The 19453-nt window shown below is 71.5% G+C and carries 23 protein-coding genes and 1 pseudogene; 9 read left to right on the top strand and 15 right to left on the bottom strand.

The features are described 5' to 3' along the window. The 10 genes and pseudogenes from RB614_RS13370 to RB614_RS13325 form a co-directional block, all read right to left on the bottom strand. Nucleotides 1–641: pseudogene (locus tag RB614_RS13370) on the bottom strand (hypothetical protein); the annotation flags it as partial. Next, a complete protein-coding gene (locus tag RB614_RS13365; RefSeq protein ID WP_308712779.1) occupies nt 638–1018 on the bottom strand; it encodes a hypothetical protein in 381 nt (126 codons plus the stop codon). The gene RB614_RS13365 and the pseudogene RB614_RS13370, both read right to left, overlap by 4 nt. Nucleotides 1019–1124: 106 nt before the next feature. Further along, nucleotides 1125–1277: a hypothetical protein gene (locus RB614_RS13360; RefSeq protein ID WP_308712778.1), complete on the bottom strand. Its 153-nt coding sequence runs from the start codon at nt 1275–1277 to the stop codon at nt 1125–1127. Continuing rightward, entirely contained in the window at nt 1274–1936 is a 663-nt protein-coding gene (locus RB614_RS13355) for a hypothetical protein (protein ID WP_308712777.1), read from the bottom strand. The genes RB614_RS13360 and RB614_RS13355 overlap by 4 nt, the downstream gene beginning before the upstream one ends. Next, nucleotides 1933–2697 carry a hypothetical protein gene (locus tag RB614_RS13350; RefSeq protein WP_308712776.1) on the bottom strand — a complete coding sequence of 255 codons (765 nt, stop codon included), beginning with the start codon at nt 2695–2697 and terminating at the stop codon, nt 1933–1935. Before RB614_RS13350 ends, RB614_RS13355 begins: the two co-directional genes overlap by 4 nt. Then, a complete protein-coding gene (locus RB614_RS13345; protein ID WP_308712775.1) occupies nt 2694–2966 on the bottom strand; it encodes a hypothetical protein in 273 nt (90 codons plus the stop codon). The genes RB614_RS13350 and RB614_RS13345 overlap by 4 nt, the downstream gene beginning before the upstream one ends. Then, nucleotides 2963–3691: a sigma factor-like helix-turn-helix DNA-binding protein gene (locus RB614_RS13340; RefSeq protein WP_308712774.1), complete on the bottom strand. Its 729-nt coding sequence runs from the start codon at nt 3689–3691 to the stop codon at nt 2963–2965. Before RB614_RS13340 ends, RB614_RS13345 begins: the two co-directional genes overlap by 4 nt. After that, nucleotides 3688–4233 (bottom strand): DUF6907 domain-containing protein, encoded by a 546-nt coding sequence (locus RB614_RS13335; protein WP_308712773.1) that lies wholly within the window; start codon nt 4231–4233, stop codon nt 3688–3690. The genes RB614_RS13340 and RB614_RS13335 overlap by 4 nt, the downstream gene beginning before the upstream one ends. Next, entirely contained in the window at nt 4230–5471 is a 1242-nt protein-coding gene (locus RB614_RS13330) for a hypothetical protein (protein WP_308712772.1), read from the bottom strand. The genes RB614_RS13335 and RB614_RS13330 overlap by 4 nt, the downstream gene beginning before the upstream one ends. A 152-nt stretch (nt 5472–5623) precedes the next feature. Further along, on the bottom strand, nt 5624–6124 hold the full coding sequence (locus RB614_RS13325; RefSeq protein WP_308712771.1) for a hypothetical protein: 501 nt from the start codon (nt 6122–6124) through the stop codon (nt 5624–5626). A gap of 177 nt (nt 6125–6301) precedes the next feature. Here RB614_RS13325 and RB614_RS13320 point away from each other — a divergent pair, with 177 nt between their 5' ends. From RB614_RS13320 to RB614_RS13290, 7 genes are all read left to right on the top strand, one after another. Continuing rightward, on the top strand, nt 6302–6550 hold the full coding sequence (locus RB614_RS13320) for a hypothetical protein (RefSeq protein WP_308712770.1): 249 nt from the start codon (nt 6302–6304) through the stop codon (nt 6548–6550). A 99-nt stretch (nt 6551–6649) separates the two neighbouring features. After that, nucleotides 6650–7003 (top strand): hypothetical protein, encoded by a 354-nt coding sequence (locus RB614_RS13315; RefSeq protein ID WP_308712769.1) that lies wholly within the window; start codon nt 6650–6652, stop codon nt 7001–7003. Between the two features lie 147 nt (nt 7004–7150). Continuing rightward, on the top strand, nt 7151–7963 hold the full coding sequence (locus RB614_RS13310; RefSeq protein WP_308712768.1) for a PIN domain-containing protein: 813 nt from the start codon (nt 7151–7153) through the stop codon (nt 7961–7963). A 580-nt stretch (nt 7964–8543) separates the two neighbouring features. Then, nucleotides 8544–8867 (top strand): hypothetical protein, encoded by a 324-nt coding sequence (locus tag RB614_RS13305; protein ID WP_308712767.1) that lies wholly within the window; start codon nt 8544–8546, stop codon nt 8865–8867. After that, nucleotides 8860–9993 (top strand): hypothetical protein, encoded by a 1134-nt coding sequence (locus RB614_RS13300; protein ID WP_308712766.1) that lies wholly within the window; start codon nt 8860–8862, stop codon nt 9991–9993. Before RB614_RS13305 ends, RB614_RS13300 begins: the two co-directional genes overlap by 8 nt. 86 nt (nt 9994–10079) lie before the next feature. After that, complete coding sequence (gene purD / locus RB614_RS13295) at nt 10080–11327, top strand: phosphoribosylamine--glycine ligase (RefSeq protein ID WP_308712765.1); 1248 nt, start codon at nt 10080–10082, stop codon at nt 11325–11327. Nucleotides 11328–11445: 118 nt separating this feature from the next. Beyond that, nucleotides 11446–12042, top strand: a complete 597-nt coding sequence (locus RB614_RS13290) for a hypothetical protein (RefSeq protein WP_308712764.1) — start codon at nt 11446–11448, stop codon at nt 12040–12042. Here RB614_RS13290 and RB614_RS13285 read toward each other — a convergent pair. Genes RB614_RS13285 through RB614_RS13275 form a run of 3 tightly spaced genes read right to left on the bottom strand, consistent with a single transcriptional unit; the run spans nt 12029 to nt 15250 of the window. After that, on the bottom strand, nt 12029–13585 hold the full coding sequence (locus RB614_RS13285) for an AMP-binding protein (protein WP_308712763.1): 1557 nt from the start codon (nt 13583–13585) through the stop codon (nt 12029–12031). The genes RB614_RS13290 and RB614_RS13285 overlap by 14 nt on opposite strands. After that, a complete protein-coding gene (locus tag RB614_RS13280; protein ID WP_308712762.1) occupies nt 13582–14796 on the bottom strand; it encodes an acyl-CoA dehydrogenase family protein in 1215 nt (404 codons plus the stop codon). The genes RB614_RS13285 and RB614_RS13280 overlap by 4 nt, the downstream gene beginning before the upstream one ends. A 1-nt stretch (nt 14797) precedes the next feature. Beyond that, on the bottom strand, nt 14798–15250 hold the full coding sequence (locus tag RB614_RS13275) for an SCP2 sterol-binding domain-containing protein (RefSeq protein WP_308712761.1): 453 nt from the start codon (nt 15248–15250) through the stop codon (nt 14798–14800). A 56-nt stretch (nt 15251–15306) separates the two neighbouring features. Between RB614_RS13275 and RB614_RS13270 the strand changes: the two genes are divergently transcribed. After that, nucleotides 15307–15957, top strand: coding sequence for a TetR/AcrR family transcriptional regulator (locus RB614_RS13270; protein WP_308712760.1), 651 nt, complete (start codon nt 15307–15309; stop codon nt 15955–15957). On the opposite strand, the gene RB614_RS13265 is transcribed toward RB614_RS13270, so the two are convergent. Together RB614_RS13265 and RB614_RS13260 are read right to left on the bottom strand one after the other, a co-directional pair. Then, nucleotides 15954–16754 carry a MaoC/PaaZ C-terminal domain-containing protein gene (locus RB614_RS13265; protein ID WP_308712788.1) on the bottom strand — a complete coding sequence of 267 codons (801 nt, stop codon included), beginning with the start codon at nt 16752–16754 and terminating at the stop codon, nt 15954–15956. The genes RB614_RS13270 and RB614_RS13265 overlap by 4 nt on opposite strands. Next, nucleotides 16754–18073, bottom strand: coding sequence for a 3-oxoacyl-ACP reductase (locus RB614_RS13260; protein ID WP_308712759.1), 1320 nt, complete (start codon nt 18071–18073; stop codon nt 16754–16756). Before RB614_RS13260 ends, RB614_RS13265 begins: the two co-directional genes overlap by 1 nt. A 46-nt stretch (nt 18074–18119) precedes the next feature. Here RB614_RS13260 and RB614_RS13255 point away from each other — a divergent pair, with 46 nt between their 5' ends. Next, complete coding sequence (locus RB614_RS13255) at nt 18120–19397, top strand: acetyl-CoA C-acetyltransferase (RefSeq protein WP_308712758.1); 1278 nt, start codon at nt 18120–18122, stop codon at nt 19395–19397. The last annotated feature ends 56 nt before the right edge of the window (nt 19398–19453 follow it).

The raw sequence follows: 19453 nt of genomic DNA, 5'->3' as shown, positions 1-19453 counted from the left end.
AGGCGGGCGGCGACCTCGTCCAGGTCATACACCGTCACCGCGATGTCGGCGGCGGCCGGCCCGGTCGCCTGCCGGATCTTCGCGTGCAGCACCTTCGACAGCGCCCGCTGCCGCCGCTCCGTACGCACCGCGGCCTCAGCGGCGGCGAGACTGCCGTACAGGCCCAGCGTCGGGTCGACGAGGGCGAGGTGCCGCGCACGCCGGGTCAGCCACGGGTGCCGCAGCCAGTGCACCAGGCCGTAGACCGGCGGGGTCGGCGGCAGCTTCCCGGCCGCGCGCAGAGCATCCCGGCGACGGGCCGCAGAGTCGATCAGCCAGACCGAGTACCCCAGGGCGGACATGCCGGCGAAGAACGCTGCCTGGCCCGGTTCTTCCCAGTGTCCGAGGAGGTTCACCAGCACCGCCCCGACTGCCACTGCGGCGGACAGCAGCCGGGACCACATCGCCCGCTCGCCGAGCTGCCGGCGGCGGTCGGCGTGCATCGACAGGACGGCGCCGCCGAACTCGACCGCGCCGACGGCGAGGAACGCGAACGGTGCCCACCAGTTCAGCCAGCCGGTGGCTGCCTGCCCGGAGCCGACCAGCGCGACGCCGAACACGACCACGTAGAACAGCCGCAGCGCGGTGCGGGTGTCGGTCATCGGGTGATCTCCTTGAGCTTGCCGGTGGCGATCGCGTGCTGTGTGGCCTTGGCATGGTGGGTGGCGAGGTAGCCGGTCGCTGCGAGGACGCCGCCCACCGTGGCGGCGTAGCCGATGCCGGCCATCGCGAGGACCCACGCGGCGACCGGCCCGGCGGCGACCCGGATGACGAACCAGCCGGTGACGTACGCGGTCGTGGTCGCGAAGAGGGTGAGGCGGGCCCGATACGACGCGCGCTGCCACCAGCGAACGAGCGTGACGGTCAGCCACGCGTGGTTGCCGACCAGGCCCAGGACGATCAGGGCCGTGCCCCAGCCGCCGCCGACGCAGATGCCAGCGGTGATCAGCGCGGTCGCTGCCGCGCACAGGGCGATCACCCGGCACCGCCGAGGCGGTGCAGGTCGGCGTAGAGGGCGAGGCCGGCCAGCGCGACCGCGGCGGCGGTGACGCGGTAGACGACCCGGTTGATCATGGCGGCCATGGTCAGCGGCTCCTTCCGGGACGGGGTCGGGGGTTGCGGGTGTACGGGCGTGGCTTGCGCGCGGGGACGGTCTCGCCGAGCTCGGCTAGCAGTGCGATCAGCAGTTCGTCGGTGATCGGCCCGTCCGGGCGGCGGATGGTCTGGTAGCGGCTCACCGGCCACCGCCCGGGGCGGCCTCGTGGTCGGCGGCGTGCGCCGCGGCGGCAGCGTTGGCGGCGTCCTCGGTCGGGTGCTTCTCCGGCAGCCAGCGGGCGCAGGCGAAGCAGTGGAGCTCCCACTCGTCCGCCGTGGCCGGGATGACGATGACGAACTGCGCGCCGGTGCCCGGCCGGCGTACGAGGGTGCGCCACTGGGTGCCGGTGTTCCGGCAGACCCACACGTTCTCGGCGTCGTCGGACTCGCCGAGCCAGTCGACGCAGATTGCCTCGCCGTGGACAGGGCAGTGGTCGTCCTCGGCGCTGGCCGGGGAGCCGTGCCGGGTAGCGATCGCGGCGGGAAAGTCGTCGTCGATGATGGGGAACGCTCGCCCGAGCAGCGCGCTGACGGTGGCGAGCAGGTCGCGGGCCGCCTCGACGCGCAGCGACAGCAGCTCGCCGCCGCTGTCGGAGGCGATCACGAACACGTCGGTCGGCCACGGGGCCACCGCCTGCGACAGCTGCAGGCTCACCGTGCTGCGGCGGCCGGGGGCGAACACGCCCAGGTCGAGCTCGACCGGCCGGGACCGGTGGGCGGTGCCGGTCAACGGCAGCAGCTCGCCGACGACCGTGCAGTGCGCCGGGTTGCACCAGGCCGGGTGGGTGAGCGGCTGCGTCATGACGTCACCGCCGAGGTGGGCTGGACGACGACCTTCACGCCGAGCGCCTTCGCGTGCTCGCGGGCCGCCGATCTCAGCGCGGTGCGGGCCTTGGCCTTGCTCTCGCACCAGACGGTCACCGAGTCGCCGCCGTTGGGCCGGTGGGTCACCGCCCACCCACGTTCGCGGGAGTAGCGGGCCTCCACCAGATGGTCGCTGGTGTCGGGCCGGTAGACCGTGTCTAGGGTGGGGATCGCGTACATTGGCGCGTCACGGGCGTAGCCGTGCTCGAAGACGCGGATCTCCGGCGTGCCGTGCAGGGTGCGCGGCGGCGGGGCGACCGCGTCGACCTTCTGCCAGCGGGGGATCAGCCACGAGTAGGCGGGGCCGGTCTTGTCGGTCCACACCCGTACGGGCGCGTACTCGTTGGCCTGCTCGACCCGCTCGACGGTCTCCCACCGGTCCAGCGGCGACACGAACCGCCAGCCCGCGTACAGCTTCTCCGCCGTCGGGCGGATGTCATCGCAGCCCACGCACTTGCGGTCGGCGCCGCAGCCCAGGCAGGTCGGCTCGCGCTTGTCCAGCACTTGCGCGGCCATGCTGCGGCGGTGACGCAGGATCCGCAGGACGGCGGGGATCGCCGCGACCGCGTCCGGCGCGATCTCACCGACCGCGGCGCGCAGCTCGGACAGCGCCTGGTCGAAGCCGTAGTCGTCGACGGGCAGGCTTGGCACCTTCTGGTTCGCCTCGTACCGCCGGTACCAGTCGTCGGAGGTGCTCACCAGGCCACCGCCTCTCGTGGCTGGGCAGCCAGGAGCGCCCGCACCTTCGCGCGGGTCGCTACCTCCCTGGCGGTGCGGGTTAGTAGCCATGTCGCCCGCTTCTGCGGCAGCCGCTCGCCGACGACCTCGCCGCTGCCCTTGGCGACGGACCAGCCGTCACCGGACCGCATCGCGACCGCGAGCACGCCAGCGGCCGGGTTGTCGACGTCGGTCACGGTGACCGCCCGGCCGCCGAGCAGCTGCTGCTTGATCAGGACCGGGCCGTTCACTGGGCCACCGACTTCCGGACGCGGAGCATGTGCCAGACGGCGAACCGGTAGGCGTCCTCGTCTTCCTCGTGCGCCTCGGTGTTCACCCGCACCGCCTTGTCGGCGTGCTTCGGGGCGAGCCACCCGTCCACGTCGTGGATCTCGACCGTTTCCCAGCCGTCCGGCATCAGGATCTGGTCATCGAGCCGCAGCTGGTCGGCGCGCATCTCGACGCCCTCCGCGCCGGCGGCGGCCAGCGCCTGCTCTCGCAGGACCTCGGCGAGCGCGAGTGCCCGCGCCGGGGTGAGCTCGGCGGAGGCCATGCCGATCAGCACGTCCACGCTGGCCGCGCCCTGGCCGGTGTCCTCGTCGTCGAGGCGGGACAGCCCGACCTCGACGTCGCCGACCGTCACGGAAGGGCCCATGTGGTAGACCGAGCCGTCAGCGGCATCCGGCTTGCACTCGCCGCCACACCACGGCGGGCAGGCGGCCGGAGCCGTTTCCGGCTCGGAGACTGCCGGCTGCGGGGTGGCGGTCGCGTCCGCGAGCCGCTGGGCGGCGCCCCGAAAGATCGACCGGACCGCGGCCCGGGCCAGGCCCATACGGCGGGCCGTCTCCGCGATCGACAGGCCGGAGGCGCCGTGCAGGACGAACACCTGCCGCTGTGTCACGGTCAGCTTGTCGAGGTGGGCCAGCACCCACCCGGCCGTACGAGGGCCGGGCGGGACGAACGCGAGGGTCGTCATCGGGCCACCGCCCGACGCACGGTGACCGGGTCGCCGAACTCGAAGGGCCAGCCGTCGGTGTCGCTGGCGTCGCGCTCGTCGGTGAACGCGGCCACGGACCGGGCCCGCGAGTCGATCATGATCATGTAGGCGGCTTGCCAGCCGTCCGGCGTCTCGATCTCGTCGCCGACGTGGATCTCCTCGGCGAGGATCTGGGTCACGCCCGCCGGCAGCGGGTCCGCGGTGTCGGCAGCGTTCAGCAGGCCACCGGCCAGCTGCCGGGCCGTCGCGGCGGTGAAACGGAAGTCCTCGCCGAGCCGCCCGGACACCAGGTGCACGTCGGCGTCGCCGCGGCCCTCGCTGGCGGAGTCGATCTGCGTGAGCGTGACCGAGATGGCGACCTTCGACCGCTCGTGGCTGTCCACCACAACCTCGGCGAAGTCACCCCAGTGGCTGGTCGAGCCGTCCTTGTCGGTCCACTCGGCGCAGGAGCCGTCGCACCACTTCGGGCAGGGCAGGATCGCGGCCTCGGCGACCTTGCGGGCCAGGACCGGGGCGCTCACGACGCTGCCACCAGAAGCCGGGCCTCGTCGCCCGCCTCGACCAGCGCAGCTATCTCGGCGACGGTCAGGGACACCTCGAACTTCGGGAGCACCAGCACCACACCGCGGCGCCCCTGCTCGTCGACCTCCGCAGCCACACCAACCGCAGGCACCAGGGCGCCGCCGTCGACCGGCTCGAACCCGGTCGCGGACGCCAGCGCCCACCGGTACGCGGACCGGTGCTCGCCGCACCAGGACGAGCCGTCGCACCACCACGGGTGCTTCTCCCGCTCGATCTGCTCTCGCACCGCCTCCGGCGACCTGGCCAGAAACTCGGGCAGCGGCCGCGTGGCCGCCTTCAGGTCCCCGGCGGCCATCGCGTTCACGTCCTCGGCCAGCTCGGCGAACCGCTGCCACTCGGCCGGCGTGAACCGCACCTCGCACCACTCGCCGTCCACCTGGTGGGCCTTCACCGTCACCGACCCGGTCCCGTACCACTGCCCGTCCGTGTCCGGGCCCACGATGTCGGCCGGGTCCTGCTCCAGCCGGGCCGCCACCGACAGGGCCGGGTACTCGGCCGTGCCGGCACCGGTGAACTTCGGCCGGTTGAAGGTGGCCGCGACGTCCGTCCACTTCGAAATGTGGCTGTGGCCGCACGCGTCCGCGAGCCCGGGCTGGGCACACCAGGCGGGGTGCAGGTCCCGCACGTTGAGCGACCGCTGGGTGTCGGCCAGCAGCCGCATGGCGATGGCGTTGCCGGCCATTCTGCGCAGCTCGGCGGTGAGCTCGCTCCGCACCTCGGCCGGGGTGCCGGCGTCGTCGAGGACGTCGGCGACGGCCAGCACGTTCGCCAGCCGGTCGGCCATCTCTGCGACCTTGGCGGTCTCGGCGTCTGCGCGGGTGATGTGGTCGGCGAGCAGGTTGTTGGCCTCGGCGAGGGTGTCGAAGTTGGCGAAGGTGACGCCGCAGGCGCACTCGACGCCGCAGGTGCCGGGCCCGTCGCCCTTCCAGCCGGCCACCTCACGGTGCTCGGACTGTCCGGTCTGAGACGCCTCCAAGCGGTCGATGGCCGGCGGCTCGGAGGGCCTGGGCACCAGGTGTACGTCGCCGTCGAGCGCGCCGGTTCGCGCCCAGGTGGAGATGAAGTGACTCGGCACCGATACCAGCGCCGGCAGGGACACAGTCGGCGCCTTCGAAGGATGCGCGTCGGCCGGGCGGTCGATCACCGCGTGACCGTTGTGGTTCGTACCCTTACCCATGGGTCGGGGACTCCTCCCGATCAAGGGCTCGGCCGGAGGTGCGATCTCCTGGCTGGGCCCGACTTGCGTCTGGTCGCCTGGTCTGGCGGCCACCGCGCGGGCAGGTACGCGAGGGAAGGGGACGCGCACCTGCCCGACGGCTGGCCGCCGGATCAGGCGGCCGGCTGCCGGTCGCGGGCGAGGGCCGCGCGGTGGCGGTCCCGGATCTCACGCCACGACCGGGCGGGAAGCGCCGCACCGCCGCCGTGTACAGCGGTCAGGTGGGCGCGCACGTCGTCGACCAGGGCCCGCTCGGCGGGGGTCTCGAGCCGGTCCGCGAGCCTGTTCAGCTGCGCGACCCGGCGGGAGTTGCGGCGGCGCATCGCCTCCGCAATCGCGTCCGTGATGTCCACCCGCAGTACCTCGGCGGCGTCGGCCGCGTTCGCCTCGGCGGCGTACATGAGGGCGTAGCCGCGGGCGACCAGCCGGGCGGTGGCCTCGTCGGAGTAGGAGCCGCACAGGTCCTCGACCAGGGTGGCGACCGGGCCGGCGGCCAGGACCTCCACCCGGTAGACGCCCTCGCGGATCCACCGCAGCTCGACGGTCACGCCGCTTGGGGTGGTGAAGGAGATGGTGTCCCCGATGAAATCGAGGGTGCGCTTGATAGCGTGCATAACGGGTCGATCTCCCTGTGTAGGCAGGTTGTCGATCAAGGCCCTCGGTCGGAGTTGGCGCTCCGCCGGGGGCCGCCTTGCTACCCCAAAGTCTAGCCCAACATTTGGGGTAGCGGTAGTGGTTATCCCCAAAACGCTTGATGTGTTCTTGGGGCGTGCCGTGGGATGATCAGCCGCATGACGGACCGGCTGACCAGGCTCGCCAAGCAGTTCCAGGACGCCAACGACGAGGTGGCGGATCTGAAGAAGCGGCTGCCGGTGGCCCAGGGTCGCGTCAAGAAGCTCCGCACCGACCTCGCTGCCGCGATCGTTGACGAAATCCAGTCCGGCCGTCGTACGCAGACCGAGATCAGCGGGATCACCGGATACTCGCCCGAGCGCATCAGGCAGATATGCCGGGCGGCCAGCGTCGAGCCGCAGGAGTAGCGCCTTGCGTCGCGCATCCGACACCAGAACCGCGGTCCGCACGTGGACCACCACGATGGCGGGAGCGCCTGCCGTACCGGTGATCCGAGGAGCGTTCCAATGCCAGAGTTTCTTTACCGCGACATCGACTTCCGGCCGGCAGCCGTTCCCGGCTGGCGAGCCCTGTGGATCGACAACGACGGAAGGCTCAAGAGCGACTCCATCGTCGGCTGGCTCATCCAAGAGTCGTACGTGGTCGAGGACGACGGCGAGGAACATCCGCCCGACAAGCCAGCAGCCGACCGCGAACGCCGCATTGTCGCCGCCATTCACGCTCCCGGCTGGGGTGCGATGGTGACGAGCGCAGCCACCGAGGTGGACGTGTGGTGCGTGCTGGGCCCTGATCAGCCGGACCCCACGCCGGAGGAGGTCGCCGCCGAGCATCACCGACGCCAGGGTGGCTCGCCGGAGTAGCCCTGCGCGGTAGACGGCATCGAGCCGCAGGCGTAGCCAGATACCACCGTCGAGCGCCGGCATGGCCCTGGCCTGAGTACGTGCGAAGATGCCGAGATGCTTGTCCACCCGCGGCCCGGCACCGATCGAGGCGTCCTCTGCAAGGCGATGCGCGACGTCCACATTGCTCTGATCAACGTCCGCGGCGGCAGCATGAACCCCCTGTGGGACTACCTGTCCTGGACGAACACTGCCGCCCAGCGCCTCGGCACCATGATCAGTACTGCGGACGTGAACCGCCTCGTACACACACGTCGATACGAACTGCTCCTGTCGGCCTTCACGAACGAGACCCTGAACGCCCCAATCGCAGGTCTGCTGCAACTGGAGATGGGCGAGCAGGACCGGAACTTCGAAGTTGCGATAGCCGCGTTGGAGGATCAGATCGCGCGGTGGACGAGCCGCGCGATCTTCGTCGCGCCTGACACAAGTTTCTACATCCACCACCCGGCGAAGCTGCGAGAGATCAACTTTCAGCAGGTCCTCCACGACGCCGGTCTGTACACGACGCTGCGCGGATCGGACGGCGAGATACACATCCTGATCCCAGACGCCGTCATCGACGAACTCGACCGGCTGAAGGAGTCCAAGGACCGTCACGCCCGCTGGCGGGCCGGCCACACGCTGGGCGTAGTCGACGAGCTGTTCGCGGACCCAAGCGCCCAGCCCTTGCTGTACCAGGTCAAGAAGGAGCCGTGGCGAAACGCCACCGTGACGATGGAGTTGTTGGCCGACCCGGTGGGCCACGTGCGGCTCCCCGAGAGCGATGACGAGATCATCGACCGGCTGGTCGGCGTCAAGCCGCTCGCGGCCCGGCAAGTCACGGTCCTCACGTACGACACCGGGATGTGCACCCGGGCGCGACGCGCGGGCCTGGGCGTTGTGAAGCCGCCGAGGGACTTCGGGCCTGAGTCGACCTAGACCGTCCACTGTGGGCGCTTGCGGGGACCCAGCGGGGACCGCGAGCCCTGCGTCACCCTTCCGGCGGTTGCCGCCGGATGCCACTCGATATGGTGGTTGACCTGCGCAAACTTCCGATGGCAGCATCTACTTGCTACCGTCTTCCACGCTCTCAAGCGGGCTACGGATCAGAAGGTTAGGGGTTCGAGTCCCTTCGGGCGCGCAAATACGCAAACGGCCTCCCGCCGCAGGTGGGAGGCCGTTCATCGCAGCGTCGCCGGCGGCGCAGTCAGTTGTCCAAGCCCATCTCACCGCGCACGGCCATCGCCTCGCGCAGCAGCCCGAACCCGAGCGCCCGCGGGTCCAGCGCAGGCACCGCCTCGGCGAAGGGGACAGAACACGGAGACGTCCGGCAAACCGCCGCCAGTTAGCGCGGTAGGCGGGCGAGGCGTCGGTCCGGGTAGCGGTCCAGTAGTCCGAAAGGGCCGCCAGGATCTGCCGGTCGAGCTGGCGTCGGCCTGTCCGGCTGGTTCAGCGGCCGGGCGCGGGTGTCGGAGCACCCGCTCCCTGTGGGGCGCGCGGCGTGGGCTACTGTGCCGCAGTGGGTTCGCTGACCCGTGCCGAGTTGGATGCGATGGTGGCCGAGGCGACTGTGGATGCCTACGGCGATGACGAGCAGCTAGGCGGCTTGTACACGATGATCGAGGGTCACCTGGCGGTGCCGTTCAAGACGCAGGTCCTCGGCGTTGAGGTAACTGTGCGGAAGGTCGATCTACGCGACGACATCGTGGCGATCTGCCACCGCGGACGTGAGCGCCAGGCGATCAGCATCGTGGAGCTGCCGCTCCCGGATCCTCCGCCAGAGGGTGCCGAGTGGATCGCGGCGTACCGGCATTGGGCGATGGGCGGCACTCCGGGTGAGTGAGTACCAGTACTACGAGTTCATCGCCGTCGACCGGCCGCTGACGGATACGCAGCAACGCGAGCTGAGAGCACTGTCGACGCGGGCCCGGATCACTCCGTCGAGCTTCGTCAACGAGTACCAGTGGGGTGACCTGAAGGGCGACCCACGGGCGTGGATGGAGCGCTACTTCGACGCGTTCCTGTACCTGGCGAACTGGGGTACCCACCGGATCGCCCTGCGGCTGCCGCTCGGTGTGCTCGATGCGGAGACTGCCGCGGATTACTGCGTCGGCGAGTCGGCCTGCTCATGGGTCACCAGTACCCACGTGATCCTTGACCTGCGCGCAGAGGACGAGGACGGCGACGAATGGTGGGACGAACAGGACCGGCTGGCGTCGATCGTCCCGGTCCGGGCCGAGCTTGCCGCAGGTGACAACCGGCTGCTGTACCTGGCGTGGCTGCTGTGCGTTCAAGGGCGGGAGCTGGACGACGAGGAGCCGGAACCACCGGTCCCGGCTGGGTTGGGAGACCTGTCTGGCCCGTTGCGGGCGTTGGGCGACTTCCTGCGCCTCGATCCTGACCTGCTCGCCGCTGCGGCCGAGACCAGCCCACCGTTGAACGCGAAAGCCCCCTCGGCCTCCGTCCTGAGCAGATGGGTAAAGCAGTTACCCGAGGCTGATAAGGATGCGGCCCTCGTGCGACTGCTGCGTGGCGAAGCGGTCCAGGCTCGCGCGGAGCTGCTCCGGCGGTTCCAGGGCCCTGCGCCGCAACCCACCAGCGGTGGGCGGACGGCGGGTGACCTGCTCACGGCGGCCGAGGCGCGTTGGGCGGAACGGCAACGCGTCGCCCGTGAAGAGCAGGCCGCCGAGCGGAAACGACAGGAACGGGCGGCTGCGGCCGCGCGCGAGAAGCGCCTCGATGAGCTCGCCGGCCGGCAGGCGCAGGCGTGGCAACGGGTGGCCACGATGATCGAGACGAAGAAGCCGAAGGAGTACGACGCCGCGATCGTGCTCTTGACGGACCTGCGGGCGTTGGCCGAGCGGGACGGCGACATCGCCACGTTCGACCGGCAAGTCTGGCAACTGCGCCAGCAGCACGTACGCAAGCCGAGCCTGATCGATCGCTTGGACCGAGCCGCGCTCACCTGAGCACGTCAGCCATCCGGAGGCGGCACGGCGTAGCCGAGCGCACTGCCTACGGCCAGGCCAAGGACGAACCACGTACGATTCCCCGGGTGCGCGTACTGCTTGTTGGTGGTGGGGGGCGGGAGCATGCCCTGGCCCTCGGCCTGGCCGCTGATCCCCTGACCGAGCGGCTCGTCGCCGCACCTGGAAATCCGGGCATCGCGGCCGTCGCGGAGCTTCGGGCGGCCGAGGTTGCCAGTCCGGAGGCGGTCGCGGCGCTCGCGGTCGAGTGTGCGGCCGACCTCGTCGTGGTCGGGCCCGAGGCGCCGCTCGTGGCCGGGGTCGCCGACGCGGTGCGGGCCAAGGGGATTGCCTGCTTCGGGCCGTCCGGGGCGGCCGCCCAGCTCGAGGGCTCCAAGGCGTTCGCCAAGGATGTGATGGCCGCCGCCGGCGTGCCGACCGCGGGGTCGCGGGTCTGCGCCACGCAGGCGGAGGCCGAGCGGGCGCTCGACGAGTTCGGCGCGCCCTACGTGGTGAAGAACGACGGGCTCGCCGCCGGCAAGGGGGTCGTGGTCACCGGTGACCGGGACGCCGCGCTGGCCCACGCGGAGGCGTGCGGGCGGGTGGTGATCGAGGAGTACCTGGACGGGCCCGAGGTCTCCCTCTTCGTGGTGACCGACGGCGAGGCGGCCGTGCCGTTGATGCCGGCGCAGGACTTCAAACGGGTCGGCGACGGCGACACCGGCCCCAACACCGGCGGCATGGGTGCGTACGCGCCGCTCGACTGGGCGCCGGCCGGCCTGGTCGACGAGGTCATGCGGGACGTCGCCCACCCCACGCTCGCGGAGATGCGCCGGCGCGGGACGCCGTTCGCGGGACTGCTCTACATCGGGTTGGCGCTGACCAAGGCGGGGCCGCGGGTCATCGAGTTCAACGCGCGCTTCGGCGACCCCGAGACCCAGGTGGTGCTCGCGTTGCTGGAGACGCCGCTGGCCGGGCTGCTGCACGCGGCCGCCACCGGCACGCTCGCCAAGCACCCGCCGCTGCGCTGGCGTCCGGGCGCCGCCGTCACGGTGGTGCTGGCGTCGCAGGGGTATCCGACCTCGGCCCGTTCCGGGGATGTCATCACCGGCGCGGAGCGCGCCGGGATCATCCACGCCGGCACGGCGCGCCGGGCCTCCGACGGTGCGCTCGTCTCCGCCGGCGGCCGTGTCCTCTGCGGTACGGCGACCGGCCCCGACCTGGCCTCCGCCCGTGCCGCCGCCTACGCGCTGGTCGACGGGGTGACGCTGGAGGGCGCGCACCGGCGGTCGGACATCGCGCTGGCCGCGGTGGAGGGGCGGGTCCGCGTGCCCTGAGCGGCCCGAGGAAACAAGCGGCAGGAGAACCGAGCGGCGCGAGAACTGAGCGACCCGAAGAGCTAACGGCACGAAGACGGGATTACCGGAGCGCCACCACACTCTTACCGTCTGTGTCATGAGAAACCGGACGGCAATGCTCGTGCTCGCGGGCGCTGTGGTGTTCGCCAGCTCGATCGGCGCGGTCGCTGGCTGCCTCTCCCTGGGTGACGACGGGGGACTCGGTGGTGGTGGCATCGGTGCCGGCAGCACGCCGTCACCGAGCGCCGACGCCGGCCTCGGCACCCTGGAGGCGACGGTCAGCCCCAGCCCGGCCACGACGTACGAGACGCCGAGAAACACGGAAACCACGAGAACCACGACGACCACCACGACGCGCCCGCCGCAGGACACCGGGGCGCGGATCGTGTGGTTTCGCATCACCCAGGAGCCACAGTGTCCACAAGGGACCACCGAGTACCCGGTCGAGGGTGTGCCGGTCGTCGTGGAGTGGAAGGTGACCGGTGCTGACAAGGTCACGATCTCCGTCGACGGTCCCGGCATCTACGGCACCTACCCGACCGAGGGCTCGGAGACCTTCACCTTCTCCTGCGGCGGCGCCGCGGACGGCGAGACGGTGAAGCACACCTACCTGCTCAAGACCGTGGGCGGCGGGTCGACCAAGTCGAAGCAGCTCACCGCCACCGCGACCGCCCACGAGATCACCGAAGTCTAGGCAGGTCGCGGGCGACCACCTTGCCGGTGGCGTTGCGCGGCAGGTACGGCAGGAAGTAGACGTCGCGCGGTATGCAGTAGCGGGCCCGGTAACGGCGCACGTACTCGCGTACCGCGTCGGCGTCGAGCGTCTCGCCCCGGTGCAGGGCGAGGTAGGCGGCGAGGCGCTGGCCGTACTCGGGATCCGGCACGCCGATCACCGCGACCTCGCGCACCTGTGGCAGCTCGGCGAGCAGGTTTTCCACTTCGGACGGAAAGACGTTTTCACCGCCCGAGATGATCATGTCGTCTTCCCGGCCCACCACGAAGACCAGCCCGTCGTGGTCGATCTGGCCGAGGTCGCCGGTGGCGATCAGGCCGTCGTGCGATTCCTTGCCAACCCCCGACGTGTACCCCTCGAAGAGCATCTCGTTGCCCACGAAGATCCGCCCGACGTGGCCGGGTGGCAGCTGCTCGCCGCTCGGCCCGAGGATCGCCAGGCGGGTGCCGTGCGGCGGCCGGCCGGCGGTCTGCGGCGCGTCGCGCAGGTCACGCGGGGTGGCGATCGAGGCCCAGGAGACCTCGGTCGAGCCGTACAGGTTGTAGAGGACGTCGCCGTAGGCGTCCATGAACCGGGTGGCCAGCCCGCCCGGCAGCGCCGAGCCGCTCACCGCCACGACGCGCAGCGGGTTGGGCTGGGGCGGCGCCACCTCCAGCAGCCGCTGCACCATCACCGGTACGGCGAAGAGTCCACGTACCCGATGCTGGGCCGCGAGTGCGACGCAGCCGGCCGGCTCGAAGCGGCGCTGGAGCACGACGGTGGCCCGCAGCGCGAACGAGACCTGGAGCGCCGCGTACCCCCAGGTGTGGAAGAGCGGCGCCGCGATCATGATGCGGTCGCGGGCGTGCAGCGGGATGCGGTGGATGATCGACACCAGCGGGCCGAAGCCGCTCGGCGTGCGGCGGCAGGCCCCCTTGGGCATGCCGGTCGTACCGGAGGTGAGCACGATCGTGCGGCCGTCCCGCTCCGGGGGCCGCACCTCGCCCGGGGGCGCCTCGGCCACCAGCTCGGCCGCCCGCTCTTCGGTGATCCGCTCGACCCGTTGGGGCAGCGCGAGCGCCTTCTCCGCGAACTCCGAGTCGTGCACCAGGACGCGCAGCCGCTGCTCCTCGGCGACCGTGGCGAGCTGGGCCGGGGAGAGCCCAGTGTTGATCAGTACCGGGTCGGCGCCGAGCAGCGTGCCCGCCACCATCGCCTCGACCATGCCGGCGTGGTTGCGGCAGAGGAGGCCGATGCGGTCGCCGGCCCGTACGCCGGTGGTGCCGTGCAGCGCCCGGGCCAGCCGCTCGGCGTTCTCCAGCAGCTGGCCGTACGTCATCTCGCCGCGCCGCTCGTCGATGAGCGCGATCCGCTCCGGGTCGCGGGCGGCCGCCTGGCGCAGCTCGCCGGAGAGGCTGAAACCCCACCGGCGCAACGCGTTGAGCTGGGCGGCCACCCGCACCGGTGACCCGGGCGTGAGCAACCCTCGTCGGGTCAGGGTGGCCACGACGAACGGGGTAATCATCGAATCTGGATCCCGGAGATGGCTCGGGCGATGACGAGGCGCTGGATCTCGGACGTGCCCTCGAAGATCGTGTAGATCTTGGCGTCCCGGTACCACCGCTCGACCGGGTGCTCGCGCAGGTAGCCGGCGCCGCCGAGCAGCTGCACCGCCTTTTCCGTGACGGCCACCGCCACCTCGCCGGCCTTGAGCTTGGACATCGAGCCCTCGCCCGCCTCGAACACGCGGTTGTTGCGTCCCATCCAGGCGGCCCGCCAGACCAGCAGCCGGGCCGCGTCGATCTCCATCTTCATGTCGGCCAGCGCGAACGCGACGGCCTGGTTTTCCACGATCGGGCGGCCGAACTGCACGCGGCCACGGGCGTACTCCAGCGCGTACTCGTACGCCGCGCGGGCCACGCCGATCGCCTGCGCGCCGACGGTGGGGCGGGACAGCTCGAACGTACGCATCGCTGCCTGGCCGGCCGACCGCTGCCCGGACCGCACCCGGGCGAGCCGCTCCAGCAGCGCCTCCCGCCCACCGAGCAGGCAGCGCCCCGGCACCCGTACGTCGTCGAGGAAAACGTCGGCGGTGTGCGAGGCGCGCAGACCGAGCTTCTTGAGCTTGCCGGGCGAGGAGAGCCCCGCCGTACCGGGCGGCACCACGAACGCGGCGTGCCCGCGCGACCCGAGCTCCGGGTCGACCACGGCGGTCACCACGTGGATGGCGGCGATCCCGCCGTTCGTCGCGTACGACTTCTGGCCGTTGAGGACCCACTCGTCGGTGGCCTCGTCGTACGCCGCGCGGGTGCGGATCGCGCCCACGTCCGAACCGGCCTCCGGCTCGGTGTTGCAGAACGCGCCCACCGCCGGCTCGTCGACCGTGCCGAAGCAGGGCGGCACCCACTCGAGCATCTGCTCCGGGGTACCCGTGCCGTAGATCGAGGCGACCGCGAGCGAGGTGCCGAGCAGGGCCAGCCCGATGCCGGCGTCGCCCCAGAAGAGCTCTTCGTTGGCGATCGGCAGCGAGAGACCGGTGGGGTCGGACCAGCAGTTGGCGAGGAACTCGAAGCCGTACAGCCCGATCTTCGCGGCCTCCTGGATCACCGGCCAGGGCGTCTCCTCGCGGGCGTCCCACTCGGCGGCGGCCGGGCGCACGACATCCTCGGCGAAGCCGTGCACCCAGTCCCGCAGGTCCCGCTGTTCCTCGTTCAGGTCGAGCGAGAACTCGGTCATCTCACGCCTTGGGGATGTCGAACAGGTTGGCGATGTTGGCGGCCAGGCCCAGGTCACCCTTTGCCTTCAGCTTGCCGGTCATGAACATCATCACCGGGTTACCCGCGCCGGAAACGACCTTGAGGAACTCGACCGGGCCCATCGTGAGGCTCAGCTTGGGGTCACGGTCGGCCGACGGCGAGAGCGTGCAGGCGCCGTTTTCGATCACGACCTCGTACGTGTCCGTGCCGCCGTCGGGGCGCCCGGTGACGTTCCAGTGGATGACCGCGTTGGTCGAGCCGGCCCGGTCGGCGCGGAAGAGCGTGGGCATGCGGCCGAACACCTCGTCGAGGATCTTTCCGCGCAGGTCGCTCGACATCACCTCTTGGATCTTCGCGTCCGGGGAGGACTTGACGATCTGGGCGAACTGCTTCGGGTCGACGCTGGAGAAATCAGACAGGTCGAAGTCGGTCATCGTTCGTAGCCTCCGGCTCATTGGTTACTCGGGCGTAACCTTACGCACGAGTAGGTATGCTCGCAAGGGTGACAGCGGTTTCCGGCACCCCGACCTTCAAACGACTGCCGCGGGCGGTGCGTGAGCAGCAGATGCTCGATTCGGCCGTGCGCGTGTTCTCCCGGCGCGGCTTCCACGCCGCGAGCATGGACGAGATCGCCGAGGACGCCGGCATCTCCAAGCCGATGGTGTACGCGTACCTCGGCACCAAGGAGGAGCTCTTCGTCGCCTGCCTGCAGCGCGAGGGCACCCGGCTGCTGGAGGCGATCGCGGCCGAGGTGGTCGGCGCGGACACCCCGGACCAGCAGCTCTGGCGCGGCCTCCGGGCGTTCTTCACGGTCGTCGGCGCGCACCGCGACGGCTGGGCCGTGCTCTACCGGCAGGCGCGCGGGCAGCAGCCGTTCGCCGGCGCGTCGGCGGAGATGCGCGAGCGGATGGTCGAGGTGGTCGCGATGATGCTCGGGCGGGCGCTCGCCGCCCAAGGGCGCGAGGTCCGCGACACCGAGCTTCAGGTGATGGCGTACGCGCTGGTCGGCGCCTCGGAGTCGCTGGCCGACTGGCTCGCCGACCACCCCGAGGCCGACCCGGAGAAGACCGCCACCCAGATGATGAACGTGGCTTGGCTCGGCGCCGGCCAGCTCCTGCAAGGCGAGACCTGGACGCCCTAGGCCGCCGTCACCGAGCCGGTCAGGTGTGGCTTGCCCGACTTCGCGCCGTGCAGCGTGAACGTCCATTCTGGAGCCGCTGAGAACGCCACTGTGGACGGTAGGAGGACCGGGAGCTTGAAGGCGACCTCGACCGTGTACGCCTCGGGCAGGCGTCCCTCCAGCGCGGCCAGGCAGCGGGCCTTGCTCCACATCCCGTGCGCGATCGGCCGGGCGAAGCCGAACAGGCGCGCGCCCAGCCGGGACGTGTGGATCGGGTTGTGGTCGCCGGAGACGCGCGCGTAGTCGGTACCCACCCGGGGGCCCAGCCGCCACCGGGCCGACGCGGGCGGTGGCTCGGCCGGCTCACTCTCCCGGCGGCGGCCGGAGCCCTTGCCCTCGCGGCGCAGGTACGTCGAGACGTCCCGCCACACCACCTCACCGTCCACCGAGGCGGTCGCCACGACGTCGAGCTGGCGGCCGCGCGGGTGCTCGCGCAGGTCGGCGGCGTGCACCGACAGGTCGAGGGCCTCGCCCGCATCGATCGGGCGGTGCAGCTCGATCCGGTTGGCCACGTGCACGAGCCCCACGACCGGAAACGGGAAGTCGCGCCGGGACATCAGCCGGAACGCCAGCGGAAACGCGAGCACGTGCGGGTACGTGACGGGCAGCGTGTCGCAGAGGCGGAAGCCGCAGACCCGGTCGTACTCGGCGAGGTGGGCCCGGTCGACGGTCACGCCCTGCCGTTCGAGCACGGTGTCGGGCAGCCAGCCGGGCCGGTTGAAGCCGGGCACGAGGCCGATCGCGGCGCGCGCGTACATCACGCACCCAGCAGGCTCTGCCCGCAGACGCGGACGACGTTTCCGGTGATGCCGCCGGAGGCGGGCGAGGCGAACCAGGCGATCGTCTCGGCCACGTCGACCGGGAGGCCGCCCTGGGACATGCTGTTCATCCGGCGGCCGGCCTCGCGGATCATCACCGGCATCTTGGCGGTCATGCGGGTCTCGATGAAGCCGGGCGCCACCGCGTTGATCGTGATGCCCCGCTCGGCGAGCACCGGCGCCATCGACTGGACCAGGCCGATCACGCCGGCCTTGCTGGTGGCGTAGTTGGTCTGGCCCCGGTTGCCGGCGATGCCCGCGATCGAGGCCACGCCGATCAGGCGGCCGCCGTCGGCGACCAGGCCGCGGTCGAGGAGTACCTCGTTGATCCGCTCCTGGCCGGAGAGGTTGACGTCGAGCACCGAGTCCCAGCGGTCGGCGTCCATCCGGGCGATCGTCTTGTCGCGGGTGATGCCGGCGTTGTGCACCACGATGTCGACCCGCCCGTACCGCCCGCCGAGGTGGTCGGCCAGCCGGCTGGGCGCGTCGCCGCCGGTGAGGTCGAGCTGGTACGCCGTACCCCGGATGTCATTGGCGACCGCGGCGAGTGCGTCGCCGGCGGCGGGCATGTCGAGGCCGACAACCTGCGCCCCGTCGCGGGCCAGGACCCGCGCGATCGCCGCGCCGATCCCCCGGGCCGCGCCCGTGACCAGGGCGACCTTGCCGTCGAGCGGGTGCTCCCAGTCGGCCGGCGGGTTGACCGCGGTGGCCGGGCCGATCCGGACGACCTGCCCCGAGACGTACGCCGAGCGGCCGGAGAGCAGGAAGCGGATCGTCGACTCGACCGCTCCCTCGGCGCCCGGGGTGACGTAGACGAGCTGGGCGGTGGTGCCGCGCCCGAACTCCTTGCCGATGCTGCGGGTCAGCCCCTCGATCGCCCGCTGGGCGGTGGCCTCGCGGGGGGACTCGCACGCCTCCGGCGGGGTGCCGAGCACGATCACCCGGCCGGACGGGGTGAGCGAGCGGGCGTTCGGGTGGAAGAAGTCGTAGAGCGTGCGGAGGCCGGTGGAGTCGGTGATGCCGGAGGCGTCGAAGACCAGCGCGCTGTAGCGCTCGCCCTCCTCCGCGATGCCGGCGGCCTTGAGGATGTCGCGGACCGGCTCGACCAGGCGTCCGCCGGGTGCGGAATCGAGCAGCACGGGACCTAGCACTTCGCCGGGCTTGAACCGGCGCAGTCGGGGTGGGGAGGGCAGACCGAGGCGCTTGACGACCGCCCTGCCTGGGCCAGAGTTAGCGAAGCTCGCGTAGCGGTCACTCATACGAGTATCCTACTGACGAGTAAGGTTCTCTGGGAGGGGAAGTCCCGTGCAGAGGGTCGCGATCATCGGTGGCAACCGGATCCCGTTCGCCCGCTCCAACAGCCGCTATGCCACGGCGTCCAACCAGGACATGCTGACCGCCGCGCTCGACGGCCTGGTCGCCCGCTACGGGCTGGCCGGCCAGCGGCTCGGTGAGGTGGCGGCCGGCGCGGTGCTCAAGCACTCGCGCGACTTCAACCTGACCCGCGAGGTGGTCCTCGGTTCGCGGCTGGACGCGCACACCCCGGCGTACGACGTGCAGCAGGCGTGCGGCACCGGGCTGGAGGCGGCCATCCTGGTGGCCAACAAGATCGCACTCGGCCAGATCGAGGTGGGCATCGCCGGCGGCGTCGACACCACGTCGGACGCCCCGCTCCAGCTCAACGAGGACATGCGCCGCGCCCTCCTGCAGATCAACTCGGCCCGTTCGCTCGGTGGCCGGCTGCGCGCCGCCACCCGGCTGCGCCCGCTGCAGCCGTTCCGGCCGGAGGTCCCGCGCAACGCCGAGCCGCGCACCGGGCTCTCGATGGGCGAGCACGCCGCGATCACCGCGCTGGAGTGGGGCGTCAGCCGGGAAGAGCAGGACAAGCTGGCGCTGGAGTCGCACCAGAAGCTGGCCGCGGCGTACGAGAGGGGCTTCTTCGACGACCTGCTCACGCCGTACCTGGGGCTGGGGCGCGACCAAAACCTGCGCCCCGACACCTCGCTGGAAAAGCTGGCGTCGCTGAAGCCGGCGTTCCGCGCGCCGGTCGAGGGCGAGCCGACCATGACCGCGGGCAGCTCCTCGCCGCTGACCGACGGTGCCGCCGTCGTGCTGCTCGCCTCGGAGGAGTGGGCGGCCGCGCACAACCTGCCGGTGCGGGCCTGGTTCGTCGACGCGGAGACGGCCGCGGTCGACTTCGTGCACGGTGGCGAAGGGCTGCTCATGGCACCGGCGTACGCGGTGCCCCGGCTGCTCGCCCGCCGCGGGCTCACGCTCCAGGACTTCGACTTCTACGAGATCCACGAGGCGTTCGCGTCGCAGGTGCTGGCCACCCTCGCCGCCTGGGAGTCGCCGGAGTTCTGCAAGGACAAGCTCGGCCTCGACGCGCCGCTCGGCTCGATCGACCGGTCAAAGCTCAACGTCAACGGCTCGTCGCTGGCCGCGGGGCACCCGTTCGCCGCGACCGGCGGCCGGATCGTCGCCACGCTGGCCAAGCTCCTCGCCGAAAAGGGGAGCGGGCGCGGCCTCATCTCCATCTGCGCCGCGGGCGGCCAGGGCGTGGTCGCCATCCTGGAGCGCTGAGCGGGCGTCGCGGTAGCTCGTGTCTTCGAGGCCATTCGTACCCGCACTCAACAGGC

Origin of the sequence: Phytohabitans maris, from assembly GCF_031085175.1 — a bacterium.
Lineage (GTDB): Bacteria > Actinomycetota > Actinomycetes > Mycobacteriales > Micromonosporaceae > Phytohabitans > Phytohabitans maris.
The sequence above is the reverse complement of the archived record's forward strand: the minus strand, read 5'-3'. Positions and strand labels throughout refer to the sequence as shown.

Bases quoted from the DNA above. Each gene is read 5' to 3' on its own strand.
- RB614_RS13355 (WP_308712777.1), bottom strand. From the start codon at position 1,936: ATGACGCAGCCGCTCACCCACCCGGCCTGGTGCAACCCGGCGCACTGC.
- RB614_RS13340 (WP_308712774.1), bottom strand. From the start codon at position 3,691: ATGACGACCCTCGCGTTCGTCCCGCCCGGCCCTCGTACGGCCGGGTGG.
- RB614_RS13330 (WP_308712772.1), bottom strand. From the start codon at position 5,471: ATGGGTAAGGGTACGAACCACAACGGTCACGCGGTGATCGACCGCCCG.
- RB614_RS13325 (WP_308712771.1), bottom strand. From the start codon at position 6,124: ATGCACGCTATCAAGCGCACCCTCGATTTCATCGGGGACACCATCTCC.
- RB614_RS13320 (WP_308712770.1), top strand. From the start codon at position 6,302: ATGACGGACCGGCTGACCAGGCTCGCCAAGCAGTTCCAGGACGCCAAC.
- RB614_RS13315 (WP_308712769.1), top strand. From the start codon at position 6,650: ATGCCAGAGTTTCTTTACCGCGACATCGACTTCCGGCCGGCAGCCGTT.
- RB614_RS13310 (WP_308712768.1), top strand. From the start codon at position 7,151: ATGCGCGACGTCCACATTGCTCTGATCAACGTCCGCGGCGGCAGCATG.
- RB614_RS13290 (WP_308712764.1), top strand. From the start codon at position 11,446: ATGAGAAACCGGACGGCAATGCTCGTGCTCGCGGGCGCTGTGGTGTTC.
- RB614_RS13285 (WP_308712763.1), bottom strand. From the start codon at position 13,585: ATGATTACCCCGTTCGTCGTGGCCACCCTGACCCGACGAGGGTTGCTC.
- RB614_RS13280 (WP_308712762.1), bottom strand. From the start codon at position 14,796: ATGACCGAGTTCTCGCTCGACCTGAACGAGGAACAGCGGGACCTGCGG.
- RB614_RS13275 (WP_308712761.1), bottom strand. From the start codon at position 15,250: ATGACCGACTTCGACCTGTCTGATTTCTCCAGCGTCGACCCGAAGCAG.
- RB614_RS13270 (WP_308712760.1), top strand. From the start codon at position 15,307: ATGCTCGCAAGGGTGACAGCGGTTTCCGGCACCCCGACCTTCAAACGA.
- RB614_RS13265 (WP_308712788.1), bottom strand. From the start codon at position 16,754: ATGTACGCGCGCGCCGCGATCGGCCTCGTGCCCGGCTTCAACCGGCCC.
- RB614_RS13260 (WP_308712759.1), bottom strand. From the start codon at position 18,073: ATGAGTGACCGCTACGCGAGCTTCGCTAACTCTGGCCCAGGCAGGGCG.